This is a genomic window from Pedobacter sp. B4419 (genome assembly GCF_059693725.1).
In genome coordinates, this window is sequence record NZ_JCASSL010000001.1 from 2,351,165 (window position 1) to 2,374,480 (window position 23,316).

19 protein-coding genes and 1 other RNA gene are annotated in these 23,316 nt (G+C 43.3%); 15 read left to right on the forward strand and 5 right to left on the reverse strand.

The features are described 5' to 3' along the window. Positions 1–62 precede the first annotated feature (62 nt). Together katG and AC570H_RS09780 are read left to right on the forward strand one after the other, a co-directional pair. Complete coding sequence (katG, locus tag AC570H_RS09775; protein WP_497354166.1) at positions 63–2,258, forward strand: catalase/peroxidase HPI; 2,196 nt, start codon at positions 63–65, stop codon at positions 2,256–2,258. 94 nt (positions 2,259–2,352) lie between these two features. After that, on the forward strand, positions 2,353–2,481 hold the full coding sequence (locus AC570H_RS09780) for a hypothetical protein (protein ID WP_497354168.1): 129 nt from the start codon (positions 2,353–2,355) through the stop codon (positions 2,479–2,481). Positions 2,482–2,591: 110 nt separating this feature from the next. Here the strand turns inward: AC570H_RS09780 and AC570H_RS09785 are convergent, their stop codons facing one another. After that, the gene (locus AC570H_RS09785; protein WP_497354170.1) at positions 2,592–3,776 is read right to left on the reverse strand and encodes a proline dehydrogenase family protein; all 1,185 of its coding nucleotides are present in this window, start codon (positions 3,774–3,776) and stop codon (positions 2,592–2,594) included. A 97-nt stretch (positions 3,777–3,873) separates the two neighbouring features. Between AC570H_RS09785 and AC570H_RS09790 the strand changes: the two genes are divergently transcribed. The 9 genes from AC570H_RS09790 (at position 3,874) to AC570H_RS09830 (ending at position 13,225) form a co-directional block, all read left to right on the forward strand. Next, complete coding sequence (locus tag AC570H_RS09790) at positions 3,874–4,080, forward strand: RNA-binding S4 domain-containing protein (protein ID WP_497354172.1); 207 nt, start codon at positions 3,874–3,876, stop codon at positions 4,078–4,080. After that, positions 4,080–5,138, forward strand: a complete 1,059-nt coding sequence (aroB, locus tag AC570H_RS09795) for a 3-dehydroquinate synthase (RefSeq protein WP_497354174.1) — start codon at positions 4,080–4,082, stop codon at positions 5,136–5,138. Before AC570H_RS09790 ends, aroB begins: the two co-directional genes overlap by 1 nt. A 12-nt stretch (positions 5,139–5,150) precedes the next feature. Continuing rightward, positions 5,151–6,089: a sterol desaturase family protein gene (locus AC570H_RS09800; RefSeq protein WP_497354176.1), complete on the forward strand. Its 939-nt coding sequence runs from the start codon at positions 5,151–5,153 to the stop codon at positions 6,087–6,089. 722 nt (positions 6,090–6,811) lie between these two features. After that, positions 6,812–7,054 carry a hypothetical protein gene (locus AC570H_RS09805; protein WP_497354178.1) on the forward strand — a complete coding sequence of 81 codons (243 nt, stop codon included), beginning with the start codon at positions 6,812–6,814 and terminating at the stop codon, positions 7,052–7,054. Between the two features lie 274 nt (positions 7,055–7,328). Next, a complete protein-coding gene (locus AC570H_RS09810; protein WP_497354180.1) occupies positions 7,329–8,165 on the forward strand; it encodes a prephenate dehydratase in 837 nt (278 codons plus the stop codon). A 66-nt stretch (positions 8,166–8,231) separates the two neighbouring features. After that, entirely contained in the window at positions 8,232–9,371 is a 1,140-nt protein-coding gene (locus tag AC570H_RS09815; protein WP_497354182.1) for a chorismate mutase, read from the forward strand. A gap of 110 nt (positions 9,372–9,481) precedes the next feature. Further along, on the forward strand, positions 9,482–10,774 hold the full coding sequence (gene aroA, locus AC570H_RS09820) for a 3-phosphoshikimate 1-carboxyvinyltransferase (protein WP_497354184.1): 1,293 nt from the start codon (positions 9,482–9,484) through the stop codon (positions 10,772–10,774). A gap of 92 nt (positions 10,775–10,866) precedes the next feature. After that, a complete protein-coding gene (aroC, locus tag AC570H_RS09825) occupies positions 10,867–11,952 on the forward strand; it encodes a chorismate synthase (RefSeq protein ID WP_497354186.1) in 1,086 nt (361 codons plus the stop codon). Between the two features lie 670 nt (positions 11,953–12,622). Then, positions 12,623–13,225, forward strand: a complete 603-nt coding sequence (locus tag AC570H_RS09830) for a DUF1684 domain-containing protein (RefSeq protein WP_497354188.1) — start codon at positions 12,623–12,625, stop codon at positions 13,223–13,225. A gap of 350 nt (positions 13,226–13,575) precedes the next feature. On the opposite strand, the gene AC570H_RS09835 is transcribed toward AC570H_RS09830, so the two are convergent. Then, the gene (locus AC570H_RS09835; protein WP_497354190.1) at positions 13,576–15,999 is read right to left on the reverse strand and encodes an alpha-ketoacid dehydrogenase subunit alpha/beta; all 2,424 of its coding nucleotides are present in this window, start codon (positions 15,997–15,999) and stop codon (positions 13,576–13,578) included. Positions 16,000–16,140: 141 nt separating this feature from the next. On the opposite strand from AC570H_RS09835, the gene AC570H_RS09840 reads away from it, so the two are divergent. Further along, complete coding sequence (locus tag AC570H_RS09840) at positions 16,141–16,533, forward strand: DUF1573 domain-containing protein (protein WP_497354192.1); 393 nt, start codon at positions 16,141–16,143, stop codon at positions 16,531–16,533. A gap of 62 nt (positions 16,534–16,595) precedes the next feature. Further along, the gene (locus AC570H_RS09845) at positions 16,596–17,795 is read left to right on the forward strand and encodes a pyridoxal phosphate-dependent aminotransferase (RefSeq protein WP_497354194.1); all 1,200 of its coding nucleotides are present in this window, start codon (positions 16,596–16,598) and stop codon (positions 17,793–17,795) included. 284 nt (positions 17,796–18,079) lie between these two features. Here AC570H_RS09845 and AC570H_RS09850 read toward each other — a convergent pair whose 3' ends face one another. The 3 genes from AC570H_RS09850 to AC570H_RS09860 form a co-directional block, all read right to left on the reverse strand. Continuing rightward, entirely contained in the window at positions 18,080–18,946 is an 867-nt protein-coding gene (locus AC570H_RS09850; protein ID WP_497354196.1) for a hypothetical protein, read from the reverse strand. 250 nt (positions 18,947–19,196) lie between these two features. Continuing rightward, positions 19,197–19,564: a transfer-messenger RNA gene (gene ssrA / locus AC570H_RS09855) on the reverse strand. A 134-nt stretch (positions 19,565–19,698) separates the two neighbouring features. Continuing rightward, a complete protein-coding gene (locus AC570H_RS09860) occupies positions 19,699–20,157 on the reverse strand; it encodes a hypothetical protein (protein WP_497354198.1) in 459 nt (152 codons plus the stop codon). Positions 20,158–20,550: 393 nt separating this feature from the next. On the opposite strand from AC570H_RS09860, the gene AC570H_RS09865 reads away from it, so the two are divergent. Together AC570H_RS09865 and AC570H_RS09870 are read left to right on the forward strand one after the other, a co-directional pair. Continuing rightward, on the forward strand, positions 20,551–22,398 hold the full coding sequence (locus AC570H_RS09865) for a glycoside hydrolase family 2 protein (protein ID WP_497354200.1): 1,848 nt from the start codon (positions 20,551–20,553) through the stop codon (positions 22,396–22,398). A 349-nt stretch (positions 22,399–22,747) separates the two neighbouring features. Then, complete coding sequence (locus AC570H_RS09870; RefSeq protein ID WP_497354202.1) at positions 22,748–23,299, forward strand: dihydrofolate reductase family protein; 552 nt, start codon at positions 22,748–22,750, stop codon at positions 23,297–23,299. The last annotated feature ends 17 nt before the right edge of the window (positions 23,300–23,316 follow it).

Here is a 23,316-nt window from a genome sequence, read left to right on the forward strand (position 1 = left end):
AAAATTTTGCGACAAATAGTTTGTACACGATAGTATTCGATCATTAACAAAAAGCATTAAAAATGGAAAACAACCCTAACGACATCAGCAAATGCCCATTTCACGGAGCGCTTCAATCCAATGTTGGCGGTGGCGGCACAAAAAACCGCGACTGGTGGCCAAATCAGCTTAAACTAAACATTTTAAGGCAGCATTCTACATTGTCTAACCCCATGGACAAAGACTTTAACTATGCGGAAGCCTTTAAAAGCCTGGATTACGACGCGTTGAAAAAAGACCTGCATGAATTGATGACCGACTCGCAAGACTGGTGGCCTGCTGATTTTGGGCATTATGGCCCCCTGTTTATCCGGATGGCCTGGCATAGCGCAGGTACCTATCGTGTGGGCGATGGCCGGGGCGGTGCCGGAGCAGGACAACAGCGTTTTGCACCATTAAACAGCTGGCCTGATAATGTAAGCTTAGACAAGGCGAGAAGGTTGTTGTGGCCAATTAAACAGAAATACGGACGGAAGATTTCATGGGCGGATCTTTTGATCTTGACCGGTAATGTGGCCCTCGAATCGATGGGTTTCAAAACCTTTGGCTTTGCTGGAGGCCGAGAAGACGTGTGGGAACCTCAGGAGGAAGTGTATTGGGGAGCCGAAACCAAATGGTTGGGCGATGAAGCCAGGTACAGCGGAGAGCGTGATCTCGAAAATCCGTTAGGTGCCGTACAAATGGGATTGATTTATGTAAACCCCGAAGGCCCGGCAGGAAACCCCGATCCAATCGCAGCGGCTAAAGACATCCGTGAAACTTTTGGCCGCATGGCAATGGACGATGAAGAAACCGTGGCCCTGATTGCCGGTGGACATACTTTTGGCAAAACGCATGGCGCAGGTCCTGCTACCAATGTTGGCAAAGAACCAGAAGCAGCCGGTCTAGAAAGCCAAGGCTTGGGTTGGGCCAGTACTTTCGGCTCTGGAAAAGGTGCCGATACCATTACCAGCGGTTTAGAAGTAACCTGGACCACTACCCCTACCCAATGGGGAAACAACTTTTTCGAAAACCTATTTGCTTTTGAATGGGAGCTTTCTAAAAGTCCAGCAGGTGCACACCAATGGGTAGCCAAAAATGCAGACAGCATCATTCCAGATGCTTTTGACTCTTCAAAACGCCACCTGCCTACCATGTTAACTACCGACCTTTCGTTAAGGTTCGATCCAGCATACGAGAAGATCTCAAGACGTTTCTTAGCAAACCCAGATCAATTTGCCGATGCTTTTGCGCGTGCCTGGTTTAAACTAACCCACAGGGATATGGGACCAATTGCCCGTTATTTAGGTCCGGAAGTACCAACGGAAGAACTGATTTGGCAAGATCCGTTGCCGGCAGTGGACCATGCCTTAATCGATGCCAACGATAGTGCCACCTTAAAAGCCAAAATACTAAACTCAGGCCTATCTGTGGCTGAATTGGTGTCAACTGCCTGGGCTTCGGCTTCAACTTTCCGTGGTTCAGATAAGCGGGGTGGTGCCAATGGGGCACGTATTCGCTTGGCGCCTCAAAAATACTGGTTGGTTAATAACTCTACTCAATTGGCCAATGTGTTAGACGTATTGGAGAAAATCCAAAATGAATTTAATGTTGGAGGTAAAAAAATCTCCTTGGCCGATTTGATTGTATTGGCTGGCAGCGCGGCCATAGAAAAAGCAGCGGCGGCTGCCGGACACCATATTGAGGTTCCTTTTAGCCCTGGTCGCGTAGATGCTTCGCAAGAACAAACCGATATCGATTCGTTTTCGTTCCTAGAGCCAACGGCAGATGGTTTCCGCAATTACAAAAAAACAAGATATGCCGTTTCAACAGAAGCCTTATTGATCGATAAAGCTCAGCTGTTAACGCTTACAGCCCCTGAACTAACTGTTTTGGTGGGTGGTCTGCGTGTATTGGGCACCAATTTCGATGGCAGCAAACATGGCGTGTTTACGCAACGCGAACAAGTGCTCACGAACGACTTCTTTGCAAACCTCTTAGACATGAATACTGCTTGGAAAGCCGTTAGCGAAGACAAAGAACTGTTCGAAGGTCGCGACCGCGGTACAGGCGAAGTAAAATGGACAGCTACCCGTGCCGATTTGGTATTTGGTTCGAGTTCAGAATTGAGGGCAATTGCCGAGGTTTATGGAAGCTCAGATGCTGAACATAAATTTGTAAACGATTTTGTTGCCGCTTGGACCAAAGTGATGAACTTAGACCGTTTTGACCTGACTTAATTGAGTTAGCCTATCTTTAAACAAAGCTGCTGATCAAATAACCAGCAGCTTTGTTTAATAACCAGAAAAAAATAATTGCGATATTTGCATTGCCATGAACGCAGAAAAAGTAGAAAAAATAAAAAAATGGGCCAAAAGAATTGGATTTTGGGGCTTTATTTTCTTCTTGGCTAAAGGCCTGGTTTGGCTGGCTGTCTTCTATTTTGCTGCGAAAAAACTATAAATTAGCCATTAGTTCATTACCAACAGATAATGACGATTTGGAACACTCCAAATCCAAAACTCACAACTCACAACTCAGCACTCATAACTACAATAGCACATTAAGCCTACTTAAAGCCTTCTCCTCGCCTTCTCTTTGCTAATCAAACCCAATTCTCTACCCGTTTGTCCGGCTACCGAGGTATTTTCTTGTGCCCTTCTAAACAAATAAGGCATTACTGCTTTGATTGGCCCATAAGGCACATATTTAGCTACGTTATAGCCGGCATCAGACAAGTTGAAGCTCAAGTTGTCGCTCATGCCCAACAATTGTGCAAAAAATGCATGTGGATGGTTGTGCGGAATTTGCTTTTCGTCCATCAATTCGGTGAGCAGTCGGCTGCTCTCTTCGTTGTGCGTACCACAAACAAAACCGATCTGGTCGATATGTTCTACACAAAACCTCAAAGATTCATCATAATCCTTATCGGTGCTTGCCTTGTCAGGCTGAATTGGCGATGGATAACCCATTTCGGCCGCACGTTTACGCTCCTTTTCCATGTAGGCGCCACGCACCATTTTTACGCCCAAAATAAATCCTGTTTCTCTGGCAATGAGGTAATCGGCTTTTAAATCGGCCAATTTATCATGCCTGTACATTTGGTAGGTATTGTAAACGATCAGTTTTTCTTTATTGAACTTGGTCATCATTTCCAAGGCCAGTTCGTCAATGGTATCTTGGATCCAGGTTTCCTCGGCATCGATCATTACCGGCACCTGTTTGTTAAAAGCCGTTTGGCAGATTTTTTCGCAACGCTGCCTTACCCTTTCAAACTCAGCAGTTTCATCGGCAGTTAAGGTTTGCTTGGCATCTAATTTCTCCAGCAAGGCAAATCGGCCAATACCAGTTACCTTAAATACGGTAATGGGGATGCGGGGATCGCCATCGGCTCTTAAAATGGTACGGATGGTTTCTTCACAGGTAAAATCAAAAACATGCTCTTCTTCTTCGCCCTCAACAGAATAGTCTAAAATGGTACCCACTTTGCCCAAATGCAATTGTTCAATCGCGTGTTCGCATTCTTCAATGGTTTCTCCGCCACAAAACTGCTTAAAAATAGTTGCCCTGATGGCACCTTTAATCGGAAAGCCAATATTCAGCATGAAATTGGTAATTGGAGGGCCGATTTTGGTTAAAAAGTTATTGCCTATAATTCTAAAAAGCCAATAAGCCTGGTTGAGTTCTGCATTAGATTTGTTGCGAAAAGCGATTTCGGTATTGTCAAAATTGATTTTTTTCGGGGGGTGTATTTCCATTGACATGTATTTTACTTGGTCAGACGAGTGCAAAAATATAAATTACAATGATTCTTTAGCTAAAACACTCTGCAAATAATTGTAAATTTGCAGCGCAATGATAAAATTCAAATTAGAAGGCGAATTTATTCCATTAATTGCACTTTTGAAGGCAACTTCATTGGTGCAAAGTGGCGGCGAGGCGCAAATGGTTGTAGAAGACGGCCTGGTTAAATACAATGGTACCGTTGACCGTAGAAAACGACTAAAGGTGCGCATTGGCGACAAGGTAGAATTTATGGGCAAAACAATAGAAATAGTGTAATGAAAGCAATAAACAGCGACGGTCACTCCATCTATTTCGAATCTGGCTTAAGTCCTTTAAAAGAACTGTTGGCCCAACGCAATTACAGCAAGGTGTTTGTTTTTGCCGATGCCCATACGGCCGAACTCTGCCTGCCTTTGTTTAGGGAATACCTGGATGAACTGGAAGATTTCGACATCATTGAAACCGATCCGGGCGAAGAAAACAAGAACATCGATTTTTGCATTGGCATTTGGAAAACCTTATTGGATTTTGGTGCCGATCGCAAATGTTTGATGATCAACCTAGGTGGTGGTGTAATTACCGACATGGGTGGTTTTATTGCCTCAACCTATAAAAGGGGCATAGATTTTATCAATATCCCTACTACCCTGCTCTCGCAAGTGGATGCTTCCGTTGGTGGCAAAACCGGCATTGATATCGACAATGTAAAGAACATGGTAGGCACTTTCAGTTTGCCACAGGCGGTTTTTATCGAAAATGCCTTTTTGCAAACCTTGCCGAAAAGAGAAATGCTTTCTGGCTTTGCCGAAATGATCAAACATGGCTTGATTGCCGATGCGGCTTATTACGAGCAGCTTAAAGCGGCCGATTACCAAACCATTTCGGCAGCTGCTATCTACCGTTCGGTAGAAATCAAGCATGAGGTGGTAAGCAGCGATCCTTTTGAAAAAGGACTGCGCAAAATATTAAATTATGGACATACCATTGGCCACGCGGTAGAGAGTTATGCATTGAGCAACGACAAAAAACCGCTTACCCATGGCGAAGCCATTGCAATTGGCATGATCTGTGAAGCTTTCCTATCGGCTAAATATTGCAACTTAACAAAAGAAGAATTAAAAGATATTAGTAATTATATTTTAAGCATTTATCCAAAATACAAGATCAAGGAAGCCAGTTTCAGCCAATTGATCCAACTGATGCAGAGCGACAAGAAGAATGAAGAAGGCTTTATTCTTTTCTCTCTGATTGAAAAAATTGGGCATTGCACGTACAACTGCAAAGTAACCGATAACGATATTTTGGAAAGCTTAAACTATTATAATTCGTTATAGTAAGCGTAAAGTATGAAATTTACCGGCAGCGATATTTCTGTGGGCACGTTATTTGGAGGTGTAATTGTATTAACATTGGTCGAAATGTATTTTAGCTATGCGCACGACCGTAAGCTTTACACCAAAAAAGACACATTAAACAACATCTACCTGATGTTGGCCGCAGTTGTGGTTAATTTAACCATGAAAACGGCTACTTTTTTCCTTTTGCAATACTGCTATGAGCACTATCGCCTTTTCCAGATCCAGAACGTTTGGATCTATTGGATCGTGCTGATCTTGGCGCAAGACTTTTTATATTGGTTTTTGCATACTGTTGGGCATTATGTGCGCTTTTTCTGGGCCATGCACGTTACCCACCACTCTTCAGAACACTTTAACCTCACTACGGGTTTCCGTTCTACGGTATTTGAACCATTGTACAGGGTATTTTTCTATTTGCCTTTGGCATTTATGGGCTTTAATGCGCTTGATGTACTTTTTGCCTATCTGATTACCCAAATTTATGGCAATATTGTACACACGCAAACCGTAGGCAAACTGCACCCGATTATCGAATACATTTTCGTAACCCCATCTCACCACCGCGTACACCATGCCAGCAACGTACGTTATTTAGACAAGAACATGGGCATGGTATTGATTTTATGGGACAGGTGGTTTGGTACTTTTCAGGAAGAAGTTCCTCAAGAAGAAATCAAATATGGCCTAACCAAACAGCCAGATGATTCTAGGTTCAGCAATATCGTTTTCCATGAATGGGTAGCATTGGCCAACGATGTGAAAAAAGCGCCTACATTTTGGGACAAGGTGAAATACGTAATCAATCCTCCCGGATGGAGCCATGATGGCAGTACCCAAATTGCCAAAATAATGCAAAGAGAACTGAAAGAGGCCGAAATGGCTGAGCAGCATACTAAAACAGCACAGCGAGAACAAAAGAGTGCCTAGTTTTTAGTCTTATAGTCGATAGTCCATAGTCCATAGTCCATAGTCCATAGTCCATAGTCCATAGTCCATAGTCCAAAAATCGTCATTGAGAGCGAACGAAGCAAGAAAGTTTTCAGTTTTCAGCTGGCATAAACAGATTTGTCATCCAGAGCGAAGCGAAGGATCTGTCTTCGATGTAAATTCCTCATTAGCTTGGAATGACAAAACCAGCTAAGTCCCCAAAGAAGCACTGCCTTTATCAAATAAACCTTATTGCAGCGGGCACGAAATGCAGTGGAGTAAAGCGGAAAGAAGGGCTGGAATTGCCGATGAGTATTACCGTTGTTTTTCAAGCCAGATAGCCCATGAATCAAAAGATTCGTCATGCCGGACACCGATCCGGCATCTACCTCGAGACAAATTCCTCCTTAATCAGAATGAAAAATCGTAAAGGCAATAACTGATCAACTACTGATGGCTGTGTTTGGAGCGCTTCATTTGTAGTACTATTAAAGCCAGTCCCGCTATTCGCTAAAGCCCTCGTACCTCGGGGCTGCTGCTGCTATCGGGGCTATGGAGCAAGACCAGTTTACAGTCCACAGTTAGCAATTGAACAACCGCCAAACGCATAACGCCCAATCTACCAGCACTTTGTTCATTTATTTTACAAACGGAAAATTGATAAAAAAGCATACAAATTGTTTTGTAGATTCGATTACAATCGATCATTAAATACAACTATTATGCTTAAAGATTTCAAAAAACTAAGCCGCGAGGCGTTAAGAAAAATTAACGGCGGCGGGCCAGGCGGGCCATGCGATATCGCCCCAGAAGGTTGTCCCTGTCATGTTCCACCAAACCACCCTTGCTTGGGCGGCAATGGAGGCGGAGGCACAGATCCATTGGGCTACTGTTTTAACGACCACACCTATATTCCATGCGATCAGCAATGCAGCAATGGCACCCAGCCTTTCTGCCCTGCCTAAGCCTATGTTTTTTAGTGTAGCCTGAGGCGAATTAAAGCACAAAATTTAATTTTGTTCAAATTATTTTCAATTCCCTCTTGACAAATTAAATTCGGAAGTGTACATTTGACACCGTAAAGAAAAAAATGAATTTAACTACTACATATTGGTTCGGCTACTTTTACTACTTTAGTAAGAGCCGGGACTAGTATGCAAAAAACATAACAAGAATATTTGTATATAGAAAGTCCCGGCATACCGCCGGGACTTTTTTGTTTTAACGCAAAAAAGTTCAATGAAAACACCAAAAACAAAGGTAGCCATACAAGGCATCAAGGCATCATTTCACGAAGAGGCCGCATTCAAATTCTTCGGTAGAGACATCGAAACCATCGAGTGCAACTCTTTTAAGCAAACCTGCGACAGCTTGGAAAAAGGCGAGGCCGACTATGTGATCATGGCCATCGAAAATTCTATTGCAGGTAGCTTATTACCAAACTATACCTTGATCAGAGAATATAATTTTGCTGTAACCGGCGAAGTTTACCTGCCTATTCAGCTTCATTTGATGGCACTGCCTGGTGTTAAATTCGAGGACATCAAATTTGCGACATCCCACCCTATAGCCATTAGGCAATGTGTGGATTTCTTCGACGATTTTCCTGCTATCCAGGTGATTGAAAGCAATGATACCGCGGCCTGCGCCAAGAAAATAAGGGATGAGCAATTGAAAGACACCGTTGCCATTGCCAATACCTTGGCAGCCGAGCTCTACGGCTTGAACATCATTGAGCGCCGCATCGAATCGAACAAGAAAAACTATACCCGTTTCCTCATTTTGCAAAAAGATAAAACCGAGGACACCAAAGAAATCAATAAAGCTTCGATCTGTTTTCAGGTTGGCAACCACGTCGGTGCACTTTCTAAAGTACTCAACATCTTTGCCGAACTCAACGTAAACTTAACCAAAATACAATCTATGCCTGTTTTAGGCAAAAGAAACGAGTATTACTTTTACGTAGACATGGAATGGACCAACATGGAGAATTATGATACGGCCATTAGAAAAGCCTTAAAATATACCGTGAACTTCAATATCATGGGCGAATACCAAAAAAACGATAAAGTATAAATCCTGAAGAAGGATCAGTTAAGCATTAAATTAAAAGAATTATAAAACCCCAATAACCCCCGAAAAATGAAATTACAATTAAACATTCAACCGTTAAACAGCTGGATCAACGTAAAAAACGAACCCTTATTAATCTCTGGACCATGTAGTGCAGAAACAGAAGAGCAATTGCTTTCTACCGCACACTTATTGGCAGCAACCGGAAAAGTAAGCGTATTGAGAGCAGGAATTTGGAAACCACGTACCCGTCCGGGAGAATTTGAAGGCATTGGCAGCATCGGTTTAGAATGGCTGAAACGCGCAAAAGAAGAAACAGGATTGCCAACAGCAGTTGAGGTAGCCAATGCAAAACACGTTGAAGAGGCTTTGGCCGCAGGCGTGGATATCCTTTGGATTGGTGCCCGTTCTACAGTGAACCCTTTCACCGTACAGGAAATTGCCGATGCCTTGAAAGGCGTAGATATCCCGGTATTGGTAAAAAACCCAGTGAATCCTGATCTTCAATTATGGATTGGCGCTTTAGAGCGTATCAACAAAGCAGGCATTACTAAATTAGGTGCGATCCACCGTGGCTTCTCTTCTTTTGAGAAAAGCGCTTTCCGTAACGAACCAATGTGGGAAATGGCCATCCAATTGAAAACCTTATGTCCTGAATTGCCGATCATCAACGATCCAAGCCACATTTGCGGTAACCGCGACCTGATTTCTTATGTTGCACAAAAAGCATTGGACTTGGATATGCAGGGCTTGATGATCGAATCGCACATCGATCCTTCTGTAGCATGGACAGATGCGAAACAACAAGTAACCCCAGCTGCATTGGCAGATATCGTGGCTAATTTCACCCTACGTAAACCTGAATCGAAAAACGAAGACTTTACCGATAAATTAGCAGACCTAAGGGCTCAAATTGACAAAATAGACGATTTGGTTTTCCAAAAATTGGCAGAGCGTATGGGCATTACCCAAAAAATTGGCGAATACAAAAGAGACAATGGCGTAACCATTTTGCAGGTAAACCGTTGGGATGAAATCATGAAAAAACGTACCGCTTTTGCCAAAGCGTTGAAGTTAGACCTGAACTTTACCGAAAAATTGTTGGAACTGATCCACGGCGAATCGATCCGCAAGCAAACAGAAATTATGAATGCCGGCAAAGCTGAAGAAGGAATTGCAGCAGAAGCACACACAGAAGTGAAAGCTTAATTATAACAGCACATCGCACTGAACTCCGATTCAGGGTCTATCCCAGAGATAGATCCCGAATCATTTCGGGATGACGATTATGAAATAATAGCCACATTCAAAAACAAACAATGTCTAAAAACATATTGCTTTCTTTTAAAGGAAACAAACAAATCAATACCGAAATCAGGTTAACTGGCTCAAAAAGCGAATGCAACAGGGCATTGATCATTTCGGCGCTTAGCAATGGAACGGTTGGCGTAGAAAACCTTTCTGTAGCTGCTGATACCGTTACTCTTGCACGCGTATTAAGAGAGTTGGGAGCTGGGAGCGCGGAGTTAGCCAAGACCAACAACTCCACACTCCATAGTCAAAACTCCACACTGGTAGACATCGGCCCTGCCGGTACAGCCATGCGTTTTTTAACGGCTTACCTAACTTTGCAACAAGGCAACTTCTTGTTAACCGGAACTGAAAGGATGAAACAAAGGCCTATCGGAATTTTGGCGGAAGCATTGAAAAGCATTGGTGCTAAAATCACTTATGCCGAAAACGAAGGCTTTCCACCCCTACACATCTCCGGTCCTTTTGAGCAAAGCCAAGCCAGCGTAAAAATCAAGGGCGACATCAGTAGCCAGTATATTTCTGCTTTGTTGATGATTGCCCCACGCTTGCCTCAGGGCCTCAGTTTAGCAATCGAGGGCGAGCTCACTTCTAAGCCTTATGTAGAAATGACTTTGGCCATGTTAGATCAAGTGGGCATTACGCACCAGTGGGAAGATAACGTAATCAGCATAGCGCCACAAGCATTTAAGCCTTCAAAATTATATGTAGAGCCTGATTGGAGCGCCGCTTCTTACTGGTATTCCATTGCCGCATTGGCTGATGAAGCTGAAATCTTTTTACCGGGATTAAACGGTTACAGCCTACAAGGAGATAGCAAAATCACCGAAATTATGGCCAATTTTGGCATCACCTCGCAGTTTAAGAATGGTGGCGTTTTGCTCAAAAAAGACCCTAAGCCAATAGAACGCAAGATTTTCGATATGAAGGAATGCCCAGATTTGGCGCAAACCGTAGTGGTCATCTGCGCAGCTTTAGGCCACGATGCTACCTTTACGGGATTAGAAACCCTAAAAATCAAGGAAACCAATCGCGTTTTGGCCTTACAAACAGAGCTCGCTAAAATCGGCGTTAAATTTATCGAGAAAAACCTGAGCTATAAATTAGATTGTTCTGGCTTGCATTTCCCTGAAAAAATCAGCATCAGCACCTACGAAGACCACCGCATGGCCATGGCTTTTGCACCTTTGGCTCTTAAAATTGCCACCGTAGAAATCGAAGATGAGCACGTAGTTGATAAATCTTATCCTTATTTTTGGGAAGACCTGGCGAAAGCTGGTTTTAATATTGGTACAGCGTAATTCGATTTACGAAATGCGTTTAAATTAAAATATAAAATTGTATTCGATGAGAGTAGCTCAATACTCGATAAGCAATACTCAATACTAGAAAAATGGCAGGAAACTCATTCGGACAATTATTTAAGATCACAACCTTTGGCGAATCACATGGCGTAGCCATTGGGGTTATTATAGATGGCTGTCCAGCGGGATTAAACATAGACTTGGACTTTGTGCAATCGGAACTCGATAAACGCAGGCCCGGACAATCAAAAATTACCACGCAACGTAAGGAAAGCGACACCGTACAGGTACTTTCTGGAATTTTTGAAGGCAAAAGTACCGGAACACCAATCAGTTTATTGATCCCGAACGAAGACCAGCGTTCAAAAGACTACGAGCACAACAAGGATGTCTATCGTCCTTCACATGCCGATTACACCTACGATGCAAAATATGGCTTCCGCGATCACCGAGGAGGTGGCCGTTCATCTGCCCGCGAAACCGCTGCCCGTGTAGCCGCAGGTGCCATTGCCAAATTGTTGCTTAAACATTTTGGGGTAGAGATTTTTGGACATGTCACTGCGGTTGGACAGATCAATGCACCAAATTTTGCTTCGAACAACTTAACCGAAGCATTAGCCGTTCGCGAAGAGAATATTGTTCGCTGTGCCGATCCGGCAACGGCCAAAGAAATGATAGATTTCATTGATTCAGTTCGCAAAGACGGCGATACCGTAGGCGGAAAAGTAGGCTGTGTCATTAAAAACTGTCCGGTTGGCTTAGGCGAACCCGTTTTCGATAAACTTCATGCCGATTTGGGCAAAGCGATGCTCAGCATCAATGCCGTACATGGTTTTGAATATGGTTCGGGCTTTGCCGGCAGCGAGATGCGCGGCTCTGAGCACAACGATATCTTCCTGACAGGCGACAAACCACATACCCTGACCAATTTCTCTGGAGGCGTCCAAGGAGGCATCAGTAATGGCATGGTTATCAACTTTACAGTGGCTTTCAAACCAGTAGCTACGATTATGCACAACCAGCAAACGGTTAACGCTGCTGGCGAAGCTGCCGAAATCAAAGGCAAAGGCCGTCATGATCCTTGCGTTGTACCAAGAGCTGTCATCATTGTTGAAGCTATGGCTGCATTGGTATTAGCCGATCATTTATTGAGGCAAAGAAGCGCTAGGCTTTAGTTTTTTAGTCTTTTAGTCCATAGTCCATAGTCCATAGTCCAAAAATCGTCATTTCGAGCCCGATTTTCATCGGGAGAAGTAAGCTTTAGGAGAAGGTTTTCAATTGACAGTTTTCAGTTAGCATTCACTAATAAAGACATTTGTCATCCAGAACGCAGTGAAGGATCTATCCTTGAGTTAGATTCCTCGTTGCCCTCGGAATGACAAATATGATTTGGAAGCTTTGTCATGCAGAGCGAAGCGAAGCATCTAACTCAAGACAGATTCCTCGCAAACTCGGAATGACAAGTACATTTCTATTCCCCTCCCGTGGAGGGGTGCCCAAAGGGCGGGGTGGTTAAACAACTAAGCAATAAGACATACTTCATCCCCTGCCCCTCCAAAGGGGGACAGATTTACAGCCAGGTACCGGAATTTACACAATAGCTTTCTTCTAACGAAAAAGCCCAATCGGTGTCCTGCATAGATCTTTGTCATGCAGAGCAAAGCGAAGCATCTATTTCAAGATAGATTCGTCGCAAACTCGGAATGACAAGTACATTTCTATTCCCCTCCCTTGGAGGGGTGCCCAAAGGGCGGGGTGGTTAAACAACTAAGCAATAAAACATACTTCCTCCCCCTGCCCCTCCAAAGGAGACAAATTTATCGCTAGGATTCTTATCTTTAACCCATGAAATACCTGTTATTCTTACTATTCATCATTGCTGCAACTGCCAATGCCCAAAGCTACAAACAACTGATTGCGCAACATCGCGAAGCTTATAAAGCTGATTTCATTAAAGAAGCCCGCTCTCCTCTCAAAGAAGCCGATTTAAAGAACCTCGATTTCTATGAGGCCGATAGTACTTATAAAACAACAGCCACCTTAACGCTTTTAACGGATCAGAAGACCTTCAAAATGCCCACATTCGAAGGCACAGGGAGCGATTATGTACGTTATGCCAAGATCAGCTTCAAACTAAACGGCCAAGAGCTAAACATGGTTTTATACCGAAACATTGGCTTAATGACTCATCCGGTATATAAAGACCTCTTGTTTTTGCCTTTTACCGACGAAACCAACAAGCAAACAACTTATGGCGGTGGCCGTTATATCGATCTAGACTTAAAAACGATCAAAGACGGCAAAATAGAAATCGATTTCAACAAGGCTTATAACCCTTATTGTGCCTACAGTTCGGGCTATCGCTGTCCCATTCCGCCAGAAGAAAATGATTTAGCCATTGCCATCCAAGCTGGCGAGAAAATGTATAAAGGTGAAAAGAAGCATTAGTTTTGGGTTGAAGTTGGTAGTTTATGGTTGATAGTCAATGGTCGATAGTCTATAGTCAATGGTCGATAGTCAATAGTTTATAGTTCATAGTTCAAAAATCGCCATTGCGAGCCCGATTTCATCGGGAGAAGCAAGCTTTATCGACAAGTTTTAACTAAGATCTTTGTCATGCAGAGCAAAGCGAAGTATCTATTCTCAAGACAGATTCCTCGCAAACTCGGAATGACAAATACATTTTCTATTCCCCTCCCTTGGAGGCGTGCCCAAAGGGCGGGGTGGTTAAACAACTAAGCTATAAGACAGATTCCTCCCCCTGCCCCCTCCAAAGGGGGGATATATTTATCGATAAACTAAAAAAGTTTCGGGAACTTCTCTGGATTGCTTTCGTGCATCATGGCATAAACCGCTTCCATCACATCATCAGTAGATGGCTTGCTGAAATAATCACCATCAGAACCATAAGGCGGACGGTGTGCCTTTGCCGTTAAGGTTTTAGGCTGTGCATCCAACAAATAATAACCCTTTTGCTCTTCCAAAATCTGTTGCATAATAAATGCGGTTGCCCCTCCCGGAACATCCTCGTCGATTACTAACAATTTATTGGTCTTTTGGAGCGATTGGGCACAAATATGATCCGTATCAAAAGGCATTAAAGTTTGAGGATCGATAATTTCGATAGAAATACCCATTTGTTCCAATTCCTCTGCAGCTTCTTCTACAATACGTAAAGTTGAGCCATAAGTTACTACGGTTAAATCGGTTCCTGCCTTCAACACTTCGGCCTTGCCAAAAGGAACAGTAAAGCTGCCTACGTTTTCAGGCAATTTTTCCTTCAAACGATAGCCGTTTAGGCATTCGATAACCAAGGCAGGCTCATCAGACCTGAATAAGGTATTGTACATGCCTGCCGCCTGGGTCATATTGCGGGGCACACAAATGTGCATCCCTCTTAACGAACCCAAAATCATGCCCATTGGCGATCCAGAATGCCAAACGCCCTCTAAACGATGGCCACGGGTACGCACAATTACGGGTGCTTTTTGTCCGGCTTTGGTACGGTATGATAAACTTGCCAAATCATCGCTCAACACGTTGAGGGCAAATAATAAATAATCTAAATATTGGATTTCGGCAATTGGCCTTAAGCCACGCATGGCCAAACCTATGCCCTGTCCAGCAATGGTCATTTCCCTAATGCCGGTATCAGTTACCCTCAATTCGCCATATTTGGCTTGCAAACCGGCAAAACCTTGGTTCACATCCCCAATATTGCCTAAATCTTCACCAAAGGCAACCAAACGAGGGTCTCTGGCAAAATTAGAGTCGAAGCAGGCGTTTAAAACCTCCCTCCCATCAATCATTTTACTGTTTTCGGTATAAATGGCGTCTACAACTTCTACTGCAAAAGGACTTTCCTTCCCATCGGTAAATAGTTTTGAGCTGTATTTTTCTTCGTTGATGCCTGCTTGTTCCTGGTACCATTTCACCAACACGTCGCGCTCGGCAGAAGGTGTTTTCGCGCTTTGGCGGATCGCCTTTCTGGCCGCGTTCATCACTTCTCTTCTCAAGGCATCTGGAGTAGAGGCCAATTGAGCAGCTATTTTAGTCAAGGCCTCATTGCCATTGGCAAAATCGTTGATCATGTTGATCACTTGTGCCTGTTCCTGCTTAATGCTTTCCAAAAACTCGTTCCAAGCTTCTTTTTGCACTTCGCGAACATGTTTTTTGGCTTCTTCCTCCAATTGGATCAGCTCCTCGTCGGTAGCAATAGCCGATTCGATCATCCATTTGCGCATTTGCAAAATACAATCGTGCTCTTTCTCCCATGCCAACCTGTCTTTATCTTTATAGCGTTCGTGCGAACCCGAGGTAGAATGTCCTTGAGGCTGCGTTACTTCGGTCACGTGGATCAGAACTGGTACATGCTCGTTACGGCAAACTTCGATGGCTTTTTGATAGGTCTCGCATAAAGCAGGATAATCCCATCCTTTTACCTTAAATATTTCGTAGCCATTGGTGCCTTCTTCGCGTTGAAACCCTTTTAGGATTTCAGAAATATCTTCTTTGGTGGTTTGATACTTTGCCGGAACGGAAATGCCATAGGCATCATCCCAAACCGAAATGGCCATAGGCACCTGCAAAACACCCGCCGCATTGATGGCTTCAAAAAACACGCCTTCAGAAGTAGAGGCATTGCCAATGGTTCCAAAAGCCACTTCATTTCCATTTACCGAAAAGTTTTTGAGGTAATCAAGTTCTGGATTTTGTCTGAATAGTTTCGAGGCATAAGCCAAACCTACCAAACGGGCCATTTGTCCGCCGGTTGGCGCAATATCAGAAGAACAGTTCTTTACCTGGGTCAAATCTTTCCAAGAACCGTCTTCATTTAACGAACGTGTAGCAAAGTGACAGTTCATTTGTCGGCCGGCCGAAGAAGGATCAGCTTCAACGCTCGGATTTGCATACAGTTGCGCAAAAAATTCTTTAAGGGTAGCAATGCCTGTGGCAAAGGCAAAAGTCTGGTCGCGGTAATAGCCCGAACGCCAGTCGCCATTTTTGAAGGCCTTGGCCATGGCCAGTTGCGGCACCTCTTTCCCGTCGCCAAAAATACCAAACTTGGCCTTACCAGTTAACACTTCCTTTCGCCCTAGCAAGCTGGCCTGACGGCTTTCCAAAGCTATCCGGTAGTCGTTGATTACTATGGTTTTAAAGTCGTCGAAACTTATTTCCGAAGCGTCAATCTGATTGGTCACTAGCTTGCTATTTGACATCATAAGCGATATTGGTTAGGCCACAAAGATACGATTCTTTCTAAATTGCATCTCACACTGCTGTGTAATTTAAATAGTGGAATAGTTTGGAATACTTTTTGCATTAACCTTTAAAACAATTAAATTTGTTTAAACCCAAAGAACATGAAAAAGTTAATTTTGTTATTTACGTTGATGCTAGGTGTCGGATTTGCCAGCAAGGCACAGACCAAGCCGGCAGAGTTTAAGTTTGAAGCCGAAACCCACGACTTTGGCAAAGTAGCCTTGGGCAAACCAGTTACTTATACCTTTAATTTTACCAATGAAGGCGATGCCCCATTGATTATTTCGAAGGTAGAAACCACTTGTGGATGTACCGTTCCAGAATACACCCAAACTCCGGTTAAAAAAGGAGAAAAAGGTTTTGTAAAAGTAACTTTAACTCCTGCAGGCTCACCGCTTCCTTTTAACAAAGCGATTACCTTAACCTCTAATGCCCGAACCACTACCAAGGTCTTATATATCAAAGGCGAATCGGTAAATGGAACCAGCAAGTAAAATTCTTGAAGATATTTGAATAAAAACCCCGTTAATCCAACGGGGTTTTTTATTTTTGTGCCATGCCAAAAATATCAGAAAAAGGGCTCCAAATGCCCGCTTCCCCTATTAGAAAACTCACTCCATTTGCCGATAAGGCCAAAGCAGCGGGCAAAAAAGTTTACCATTTAAACATTGGTCAGCCAGATATTGCTACACCAGAGGGCATGCTCAATGCCGTAAAAAATATAGATTTTAATGTTTGGGCCTATACGCCGTCTGAAGGTACTTTGGCCTACAGAACCAAACTCACCGAATATTACAACAAATTAGGCTACAACATTAAGCCAGAAAACATTTTGGTAACCGTTGGCGGTTCTGAAGCCATCACCATTGCCATGCAAACCTGTGTAAACGAAGGCGATGAAATCATCATCCCTGAGCCTTTTTACGCCAACTACAATGGTTTCGCCTGTATGAGCAACGTGGTGGTTAAACCGATCTTGTCGTACATCGAAAATGGTTTTGCCCTGCCTCCTATTGCAGAGTTTGAAAAATTGATTACGCCAAAAACAAAGGCCATCATCATTTGCAATCCGAACAACCCAACCGGTTATTTGTATTCGAGAGAAGAATTGGATGCTTTGAAAGCCTTGTGCCTGAAATATGATCTTTTCTTGTTCTCTGACGAGGCTTATCGCGAATTCTGCTACGATGGACGCGAATTTATTTCGCCAATGCACCTGGATGGCTTGGATGAAAACGTAGTAGTAATGGACACCGTATCTAAACGCTACAGTGCTTGTGGCGCGCGTTTGGGCTGTTTGATTACGAAAAACGCATCGGTAATTGCTTCGGGATTAAAATTTGCACAAGCCCGTTTAAGTCCGGGTATGGTTGAGCAGATTGCCGGAACCGCAGCGGTAGATACGCCAGACAGTTATTTTGAAGAAGTAAATAAAGAATATACCTTACGTAGGGATACTTTGGTTAACCGCTTAAACAGCATGGAAGGTGTTTTCTGTCCTAATCCGGGTGGTGCCTTTTATGTAGTGGCCAAATTGCCTATTGATGACGCCGATGCTTTCTGCCAATGGATGTTGGAGAGCTTTGCACACAACAATGCTACGGTAATGATGGCGCCAGCTACAGGCTTCTATTCGAGCCCAGGCTCAGGCAAAAACGAGGTAAGGATGGCTTATGTACTGAATACTGCCGATTTGAATGCAGCCATGGATTGCCTGGAAGCGGCTTTGGTTGCGTATCCTGGAAGAACGGTTTAGCTAGTCTTTAGTTGATAGTCAATGGTCGATGGTTTATAGTTTATAGTCCATGGTTCATAGTCCATAGTCCATAGTCCATAGTCCATAGTCCAAAATCGTCATTGCGAGGAGGAACGACGAAGCAATCTCTTAACAAACGTTCGTCACCCTGGACGACCGATTCGAGGTCTATCTCGAGAGATCCAGGATCAAGTCCAGCATAACAAATCAAAAAACTAATAAAACAAAAAGGCCTTCCGAAATCGGGAGGCTTTTTTTTTGTAGCAGGTAGAAACATCACAGCACTACAAGGTCTTCTCATTTTGATCTAGCAGTGCTTTGTTCAGCAAAGAATCAAAATAGTTGTTCTTTTCTTCTAAATCAGGTGTATCGTGCCAATTGGATAAATTGCCAATATGGAGCCATTCATCCACCCGCTCGTAAAAATCGGTATGTACATTGCCATTTAAGGTCTTTCGGAATCTGCCAAAAGAATATTTAGCCAATTCTCCAGGATAGGGAATGTTTTTCAGCAGACTATCCCAGAGCGATCCGCCAGTATCAAGATTAAATCCATTAGGCAATGTTTTGGGGCTAAAATCGACATTGTATGGGTTGGTATCGGAAAGCAGTTTAGCCCCCACAAAAAAGAAGCCTGCCCACAGCGACCAATAAGGCTGGTCGATGCTTACCTCAGCAGGCGCCTCGTTTTTACCATAAGCAGGTGTCACCCTCCCATAGATACCATTATTCATTCTATTGACGATGGAACATGGTTTAATGGGAAAAATATCGTGGTCGATAAAGCCAAAGTATCTATTATTGCGCTTTCTGAGTACATTTTTATAGGTCCAATGCATGGCTGAGGAGTGCGAATGATTGAGTTTATAGCCATTTTTTGGCACACTGACATACAGTACTCCATATTTCTCGCAAAGCTCAAAAATAGCTTGTTTGGTGAGCAGGTCTGTAGAATTATCGGCAATGATGTGTATGTGCGCTTCCGTTAAATTCTTTTTAAGGAGCTTGATTTGATATTCAATTGCCTTAATGTTGTTAAAAGCAATGGTAACTACATCAATGGAGTTGCCGTTTTTATCACCTAAAATATTTTCTGATTTAAGGCTGGACTTTAAATTTAGAAAATAAATATACTTTAACTTCTTTAGCATCGTTTCTTATCCATTGCACGTTGCCTAAAGAATATATACCTTACCAACGAGGGTTACCTAAACAAATGTAATAAATTTATTACAAAGTAATTAATTTACTTGGTTTTCGTTTTAGGTTTTTATAGCTCTTTTCTGCTGATAATTCGTCAGCATGGCATTTCTTGAAAATAATAAAGCTGTGAAAAAAACAAGAGCTGAGGTATGATAAAAAAAGAAAACCACAGCTAATGGTTAAATTAGTGTGGTTTTAATGTGGAGCCGAAGGGGTTCGAACCCTTGTCCAGTTGTGTTCTAAATTATGCCTTCTACATGCTTATTTTCCAATTAATTGTAGGGAGGAGGCGAGCTGGAAACCGACCTTACCTATCTCCTTAGGTGCTTTGTTTCGCTATCGCATCACACCTTTGCAACAGCTAGCGTTGTTATTTCGATGCCCCGGTTTCTAACCTAACAATGCGGCAGTTAGAGGGACAAAAGCTTGCGTAATTCTAAATTAGGCAGCTAAGGCGTAGTTATTTTCGCCAATTATAGTTTGAACGTTATCTTTTAAGTGCTCTCCGTACAACGCACTGCATGCTTACATACTCAGCGCCACCCTGTCAAATCCAAAACGGCCCCATTTGTAAGTTTCCGGTTCGAAGCTCTAACTATAAAGTAACCCGAACCGGGTAACAAATATACAAAATAAATGCCAAATAAAGCTTCATACCTCTGTTTGAGGTATTTTTATCCTCTTTAGCCTTTAAATAGAGCTATATCCTGCCAATGATCAACTGGTCAATTAAATTCAGGAGCTGCTGGGCCGACAATTGATTAAGGTCTTCTTGACTGAATGGCGGTTCATCGCCTCGGTAATTCGTAACTTTTAACAATCGGTAACCATGCGTATGTGCCAAATGTTCGATGTGTTTAGAAACGTCATTATAAACTCTACTGGCGCAGATAATGAGGTCGCAACTGTGTTTAAGCACATAATCGTTAAGCCTATCATGCAAACCCCAAGCCCATAGGTAATCGCCCATGCTCTCGATGCCAATAGTTAGCCCTGCACAAACCAGTACATCAGAAATTTCGCCAGCAGGCAAAGGCAAGGTGTAAGTATGTGCGGGGTTGATGTATTTGATGATCAATTCTTCTTTAAGCGCCTTGATTGTCCCTGATTTGCCTCCGCCCTGGGCGCCCCAAACTTGTATAATGGTTTTCTGTTTCATTTGATTGTTAATTTAGATTTAGCAAAATACAATTGATTTTTGATTTAAAAATCAGGTTTCCCGTAACGGTACCTGGTTAGCAAAATTTTTAACCCTGAGTGCTAGCGACCAGCCAGTTTATTAGCGATTTTTAGTAGCCTTTGTTCGAGTCATGGTCGACTCTTCTTCGGAAAATCGTGCTTTAAAGGGCAGTTTTCCGAACAAACCTCGAAGAAGACTCGAAGAACACTGGTCTAAATCAGACATTTGCGGACAATTCCGGACATTTTCGGACATTCCTTTTTATCGCTTTGCTTAAGGAGCTGCGCTTCGCTATATTCGTTTGCCATTTAATATTGGCCAAACAATGTTTTTCATATATTTAAATAATTTCATCGCTAACCACATAATCCCATGCCAAAATACCTCCTTGTCCTAGCCTTTGTTTTTGGAATTTGTATCGGATCGGTCAATGCACAATGGAAAGCCGTTCCTGGAAAGATTGCTACAGAATGGGCCGCCAAAGTTGATCCTTCCAATCCCTTGCCCGATTATCCACGCCCGCAGCTGGTACGTAAAAACTGGATGAACTTAAATGGGCTTTGGCAATATGCCATCCAGCCTAAAGCCGCTCCTGCCCCAACTGCATTTACTGGTCAGATCTTGGTTCCTTACCCGGTAGAATCTTCGTTAAGTGGCGTGGGCAAAATGGTAGGCGACAGCAACGTGATTTGGTATAGCCGCACCTTAGAACTCCCTGCCAATCTGCGCAAAGAAAAAACGCTTTTGCATTTCGGCGCGGTCGATTGGGCCTGCCAAGTATTTGTAAACGGCACTAAAGTGGGCGAGCATGAAGGTGGCTATGATGCTTTTTCGTTTGACATTTCAGCTTTGCTTAAAGCAGGCAGCAAACAAACCATTAGCCTGCGCGTATGGGATCCCAGCAATGAAGGTCCACAGCCTCGAGGCAAACAGGTGAAAAAGCCCAGCGGCATTTGGTATACGCCAGTTACGGGTATTTGGCAAACCGTATGGCTAGAAGGTGTACCGCAAACCTATGTTGTTGCCACGAAACAAACGCCTGATATCGACAAACAGCAACTGTTGCTTTCGGTAGATGTAGCCAACCTGCAAAACGACGATAAAATAACCGTTATCGCTTGGGATGGCGTGCAAGAAGTTGCTTCGCAAACGGTTACCGATGGCAAAAACATCACCTTGCCCATTCCCAATGCCAGGCTTTGGTCGCCCGAATCGCCTTTCTTATACGATTTAAAGATCATGATTGCCAGGAGAGGCAAAATCATTGATGAAATCAATTCTTATTTCGGCATGCGCAAATCGTCGATGGCCAAAGACAGCCAAGGCATTAACCGAATGATGCTGAACAACAAATTTGTGTTTCAATATGGTCCATTAGACCAAGGCTGGTGGCCCGATGGCTTATATACCGCCCCAACTGATGAAGCCTTAAAGTTCGACATCGAAAAAACAAAGGCTTTGGGCTTTAACATGATCCGCAAACACGTAAAAGTAGAACCTGCACGCTGGTATTACTATTGTGATAAATTGGGTCTATTGGTATGGCAGGATATGCCAAGTGGCGATATGGGTGGCAATGTATGGGATTCGAAACCAGGCTATATTTCGGGTGGCAAATTGGATAAAGACCGTAGCGCCGAATCGGAAGCCATTTATAAAAAGGAATGGAAAGCGATCATAGACGAATGTTACAACTACCCTTCCATTGTTTCCTGGGTTCCATTTAACGAGGCCTGGGGACAGTTCAAAACCAAAGAAATTGTAGATTGGACCATGCAATATGATCCTTCGAGGTTGGTAAACGCCGCAAGCGGAGGCAATTATTTTATGGGCGCAGGACAAGTGTTCGATATCCACAACTACCCGGCTCCGGTAATGCCCGACCCTCAAATTTATGGAGGCAAGCAGGCATTGGTATTGGGCGAGTTTGGGGGCTTAGGCCTGCCGATTGAGGGCCACACCTGGCTAGACAAGGGCAACTGGGGCTACCAAAGCTATAAAAACAAGGAAGATTTATTTGAACAATACAGCAAATACATCAATTCAATTCCCAAGTTGATAAGTCTGGGTCTTTCTGCTGCCATTTACACGCAAACCACCGATGTGGAGGTAGAAACCAATGGCATTTTCACCTATGACAGAAAAGTATTGAAAATGCCTTTAGAGAAAATGCATCAGCTTCACCAGCAATTGTACAATCAGGCGCTTACCAAGTTTTAAAGCTTTGCAGGTCTTATGGATTAGTGTTTGAGGCAGATAGGAACAAAATAATGCTTATTGGTTGAGAAAGCAGGCTCCGGCATCCTTTGTTACGATAGTCCCGCCTTTTGCTCCAAGCCCTCACCCGAAGCGAGTTCAGGATTGCGGGCTTTCCGCTGCAGTCGGGTTTAGTTTGCAGGGCTTTTGCTTTTGGGTCGGCCGGTTAAAATATCTATCAATCCATTCCTCTTTTACAATATTTATGAGTTGAAAAAACTTATAAACATCAATTTATTTTGCTAAAATTTTTAGTTATTTTAGCCCTCGACTATTGATATTTATTGGCTTTTAAGCCCAAAAACCTCAACACATGAAAAAGATAATTTTAGACTTAGCCGTAACCTTAGATGGATTTATTGAAGGCCCAAATGGAGAAATTGATTGGTGCATTATGGATAAAGACATGGACTTTGAGGGCTTCCTTTCCAGTATCGATACCATATTTTACGGCAGGGTAAGCTACGATGCCTGGGGCAACTTTAGGCCAGACAGCGATGCAAGCGAGGCAGATCAGGCCTTTTGGAATAATATCCATTCAAAAAAGAAGTTTGTCTTCTCCAGTCAAAGCAGAAGCGATGAACGTGCAACTTTTATCAACAGCGATATTGCCCAACAGGTGAGCGAAATCAAAAAACAAAACGGCAAAGACATTTGGTTGTATGGCGGGGCAAGCCTCATTACCACTTTTATTGATTTGGGCCTTGTTGATGTTTACAGGCTATCGGTTCATCCAACCGTTTTAGGAAAGGGAAAGCCTTTGTTCGAAAACCTGAAAGAGCGCATCAACCTTAAACTGGCCAAAACCAACGTATTCAAATCGGGCGTGGTACAATTGATTTACGAGCCTGCAGCGAATAGTTAGGCATTTGCTCTTGTTGG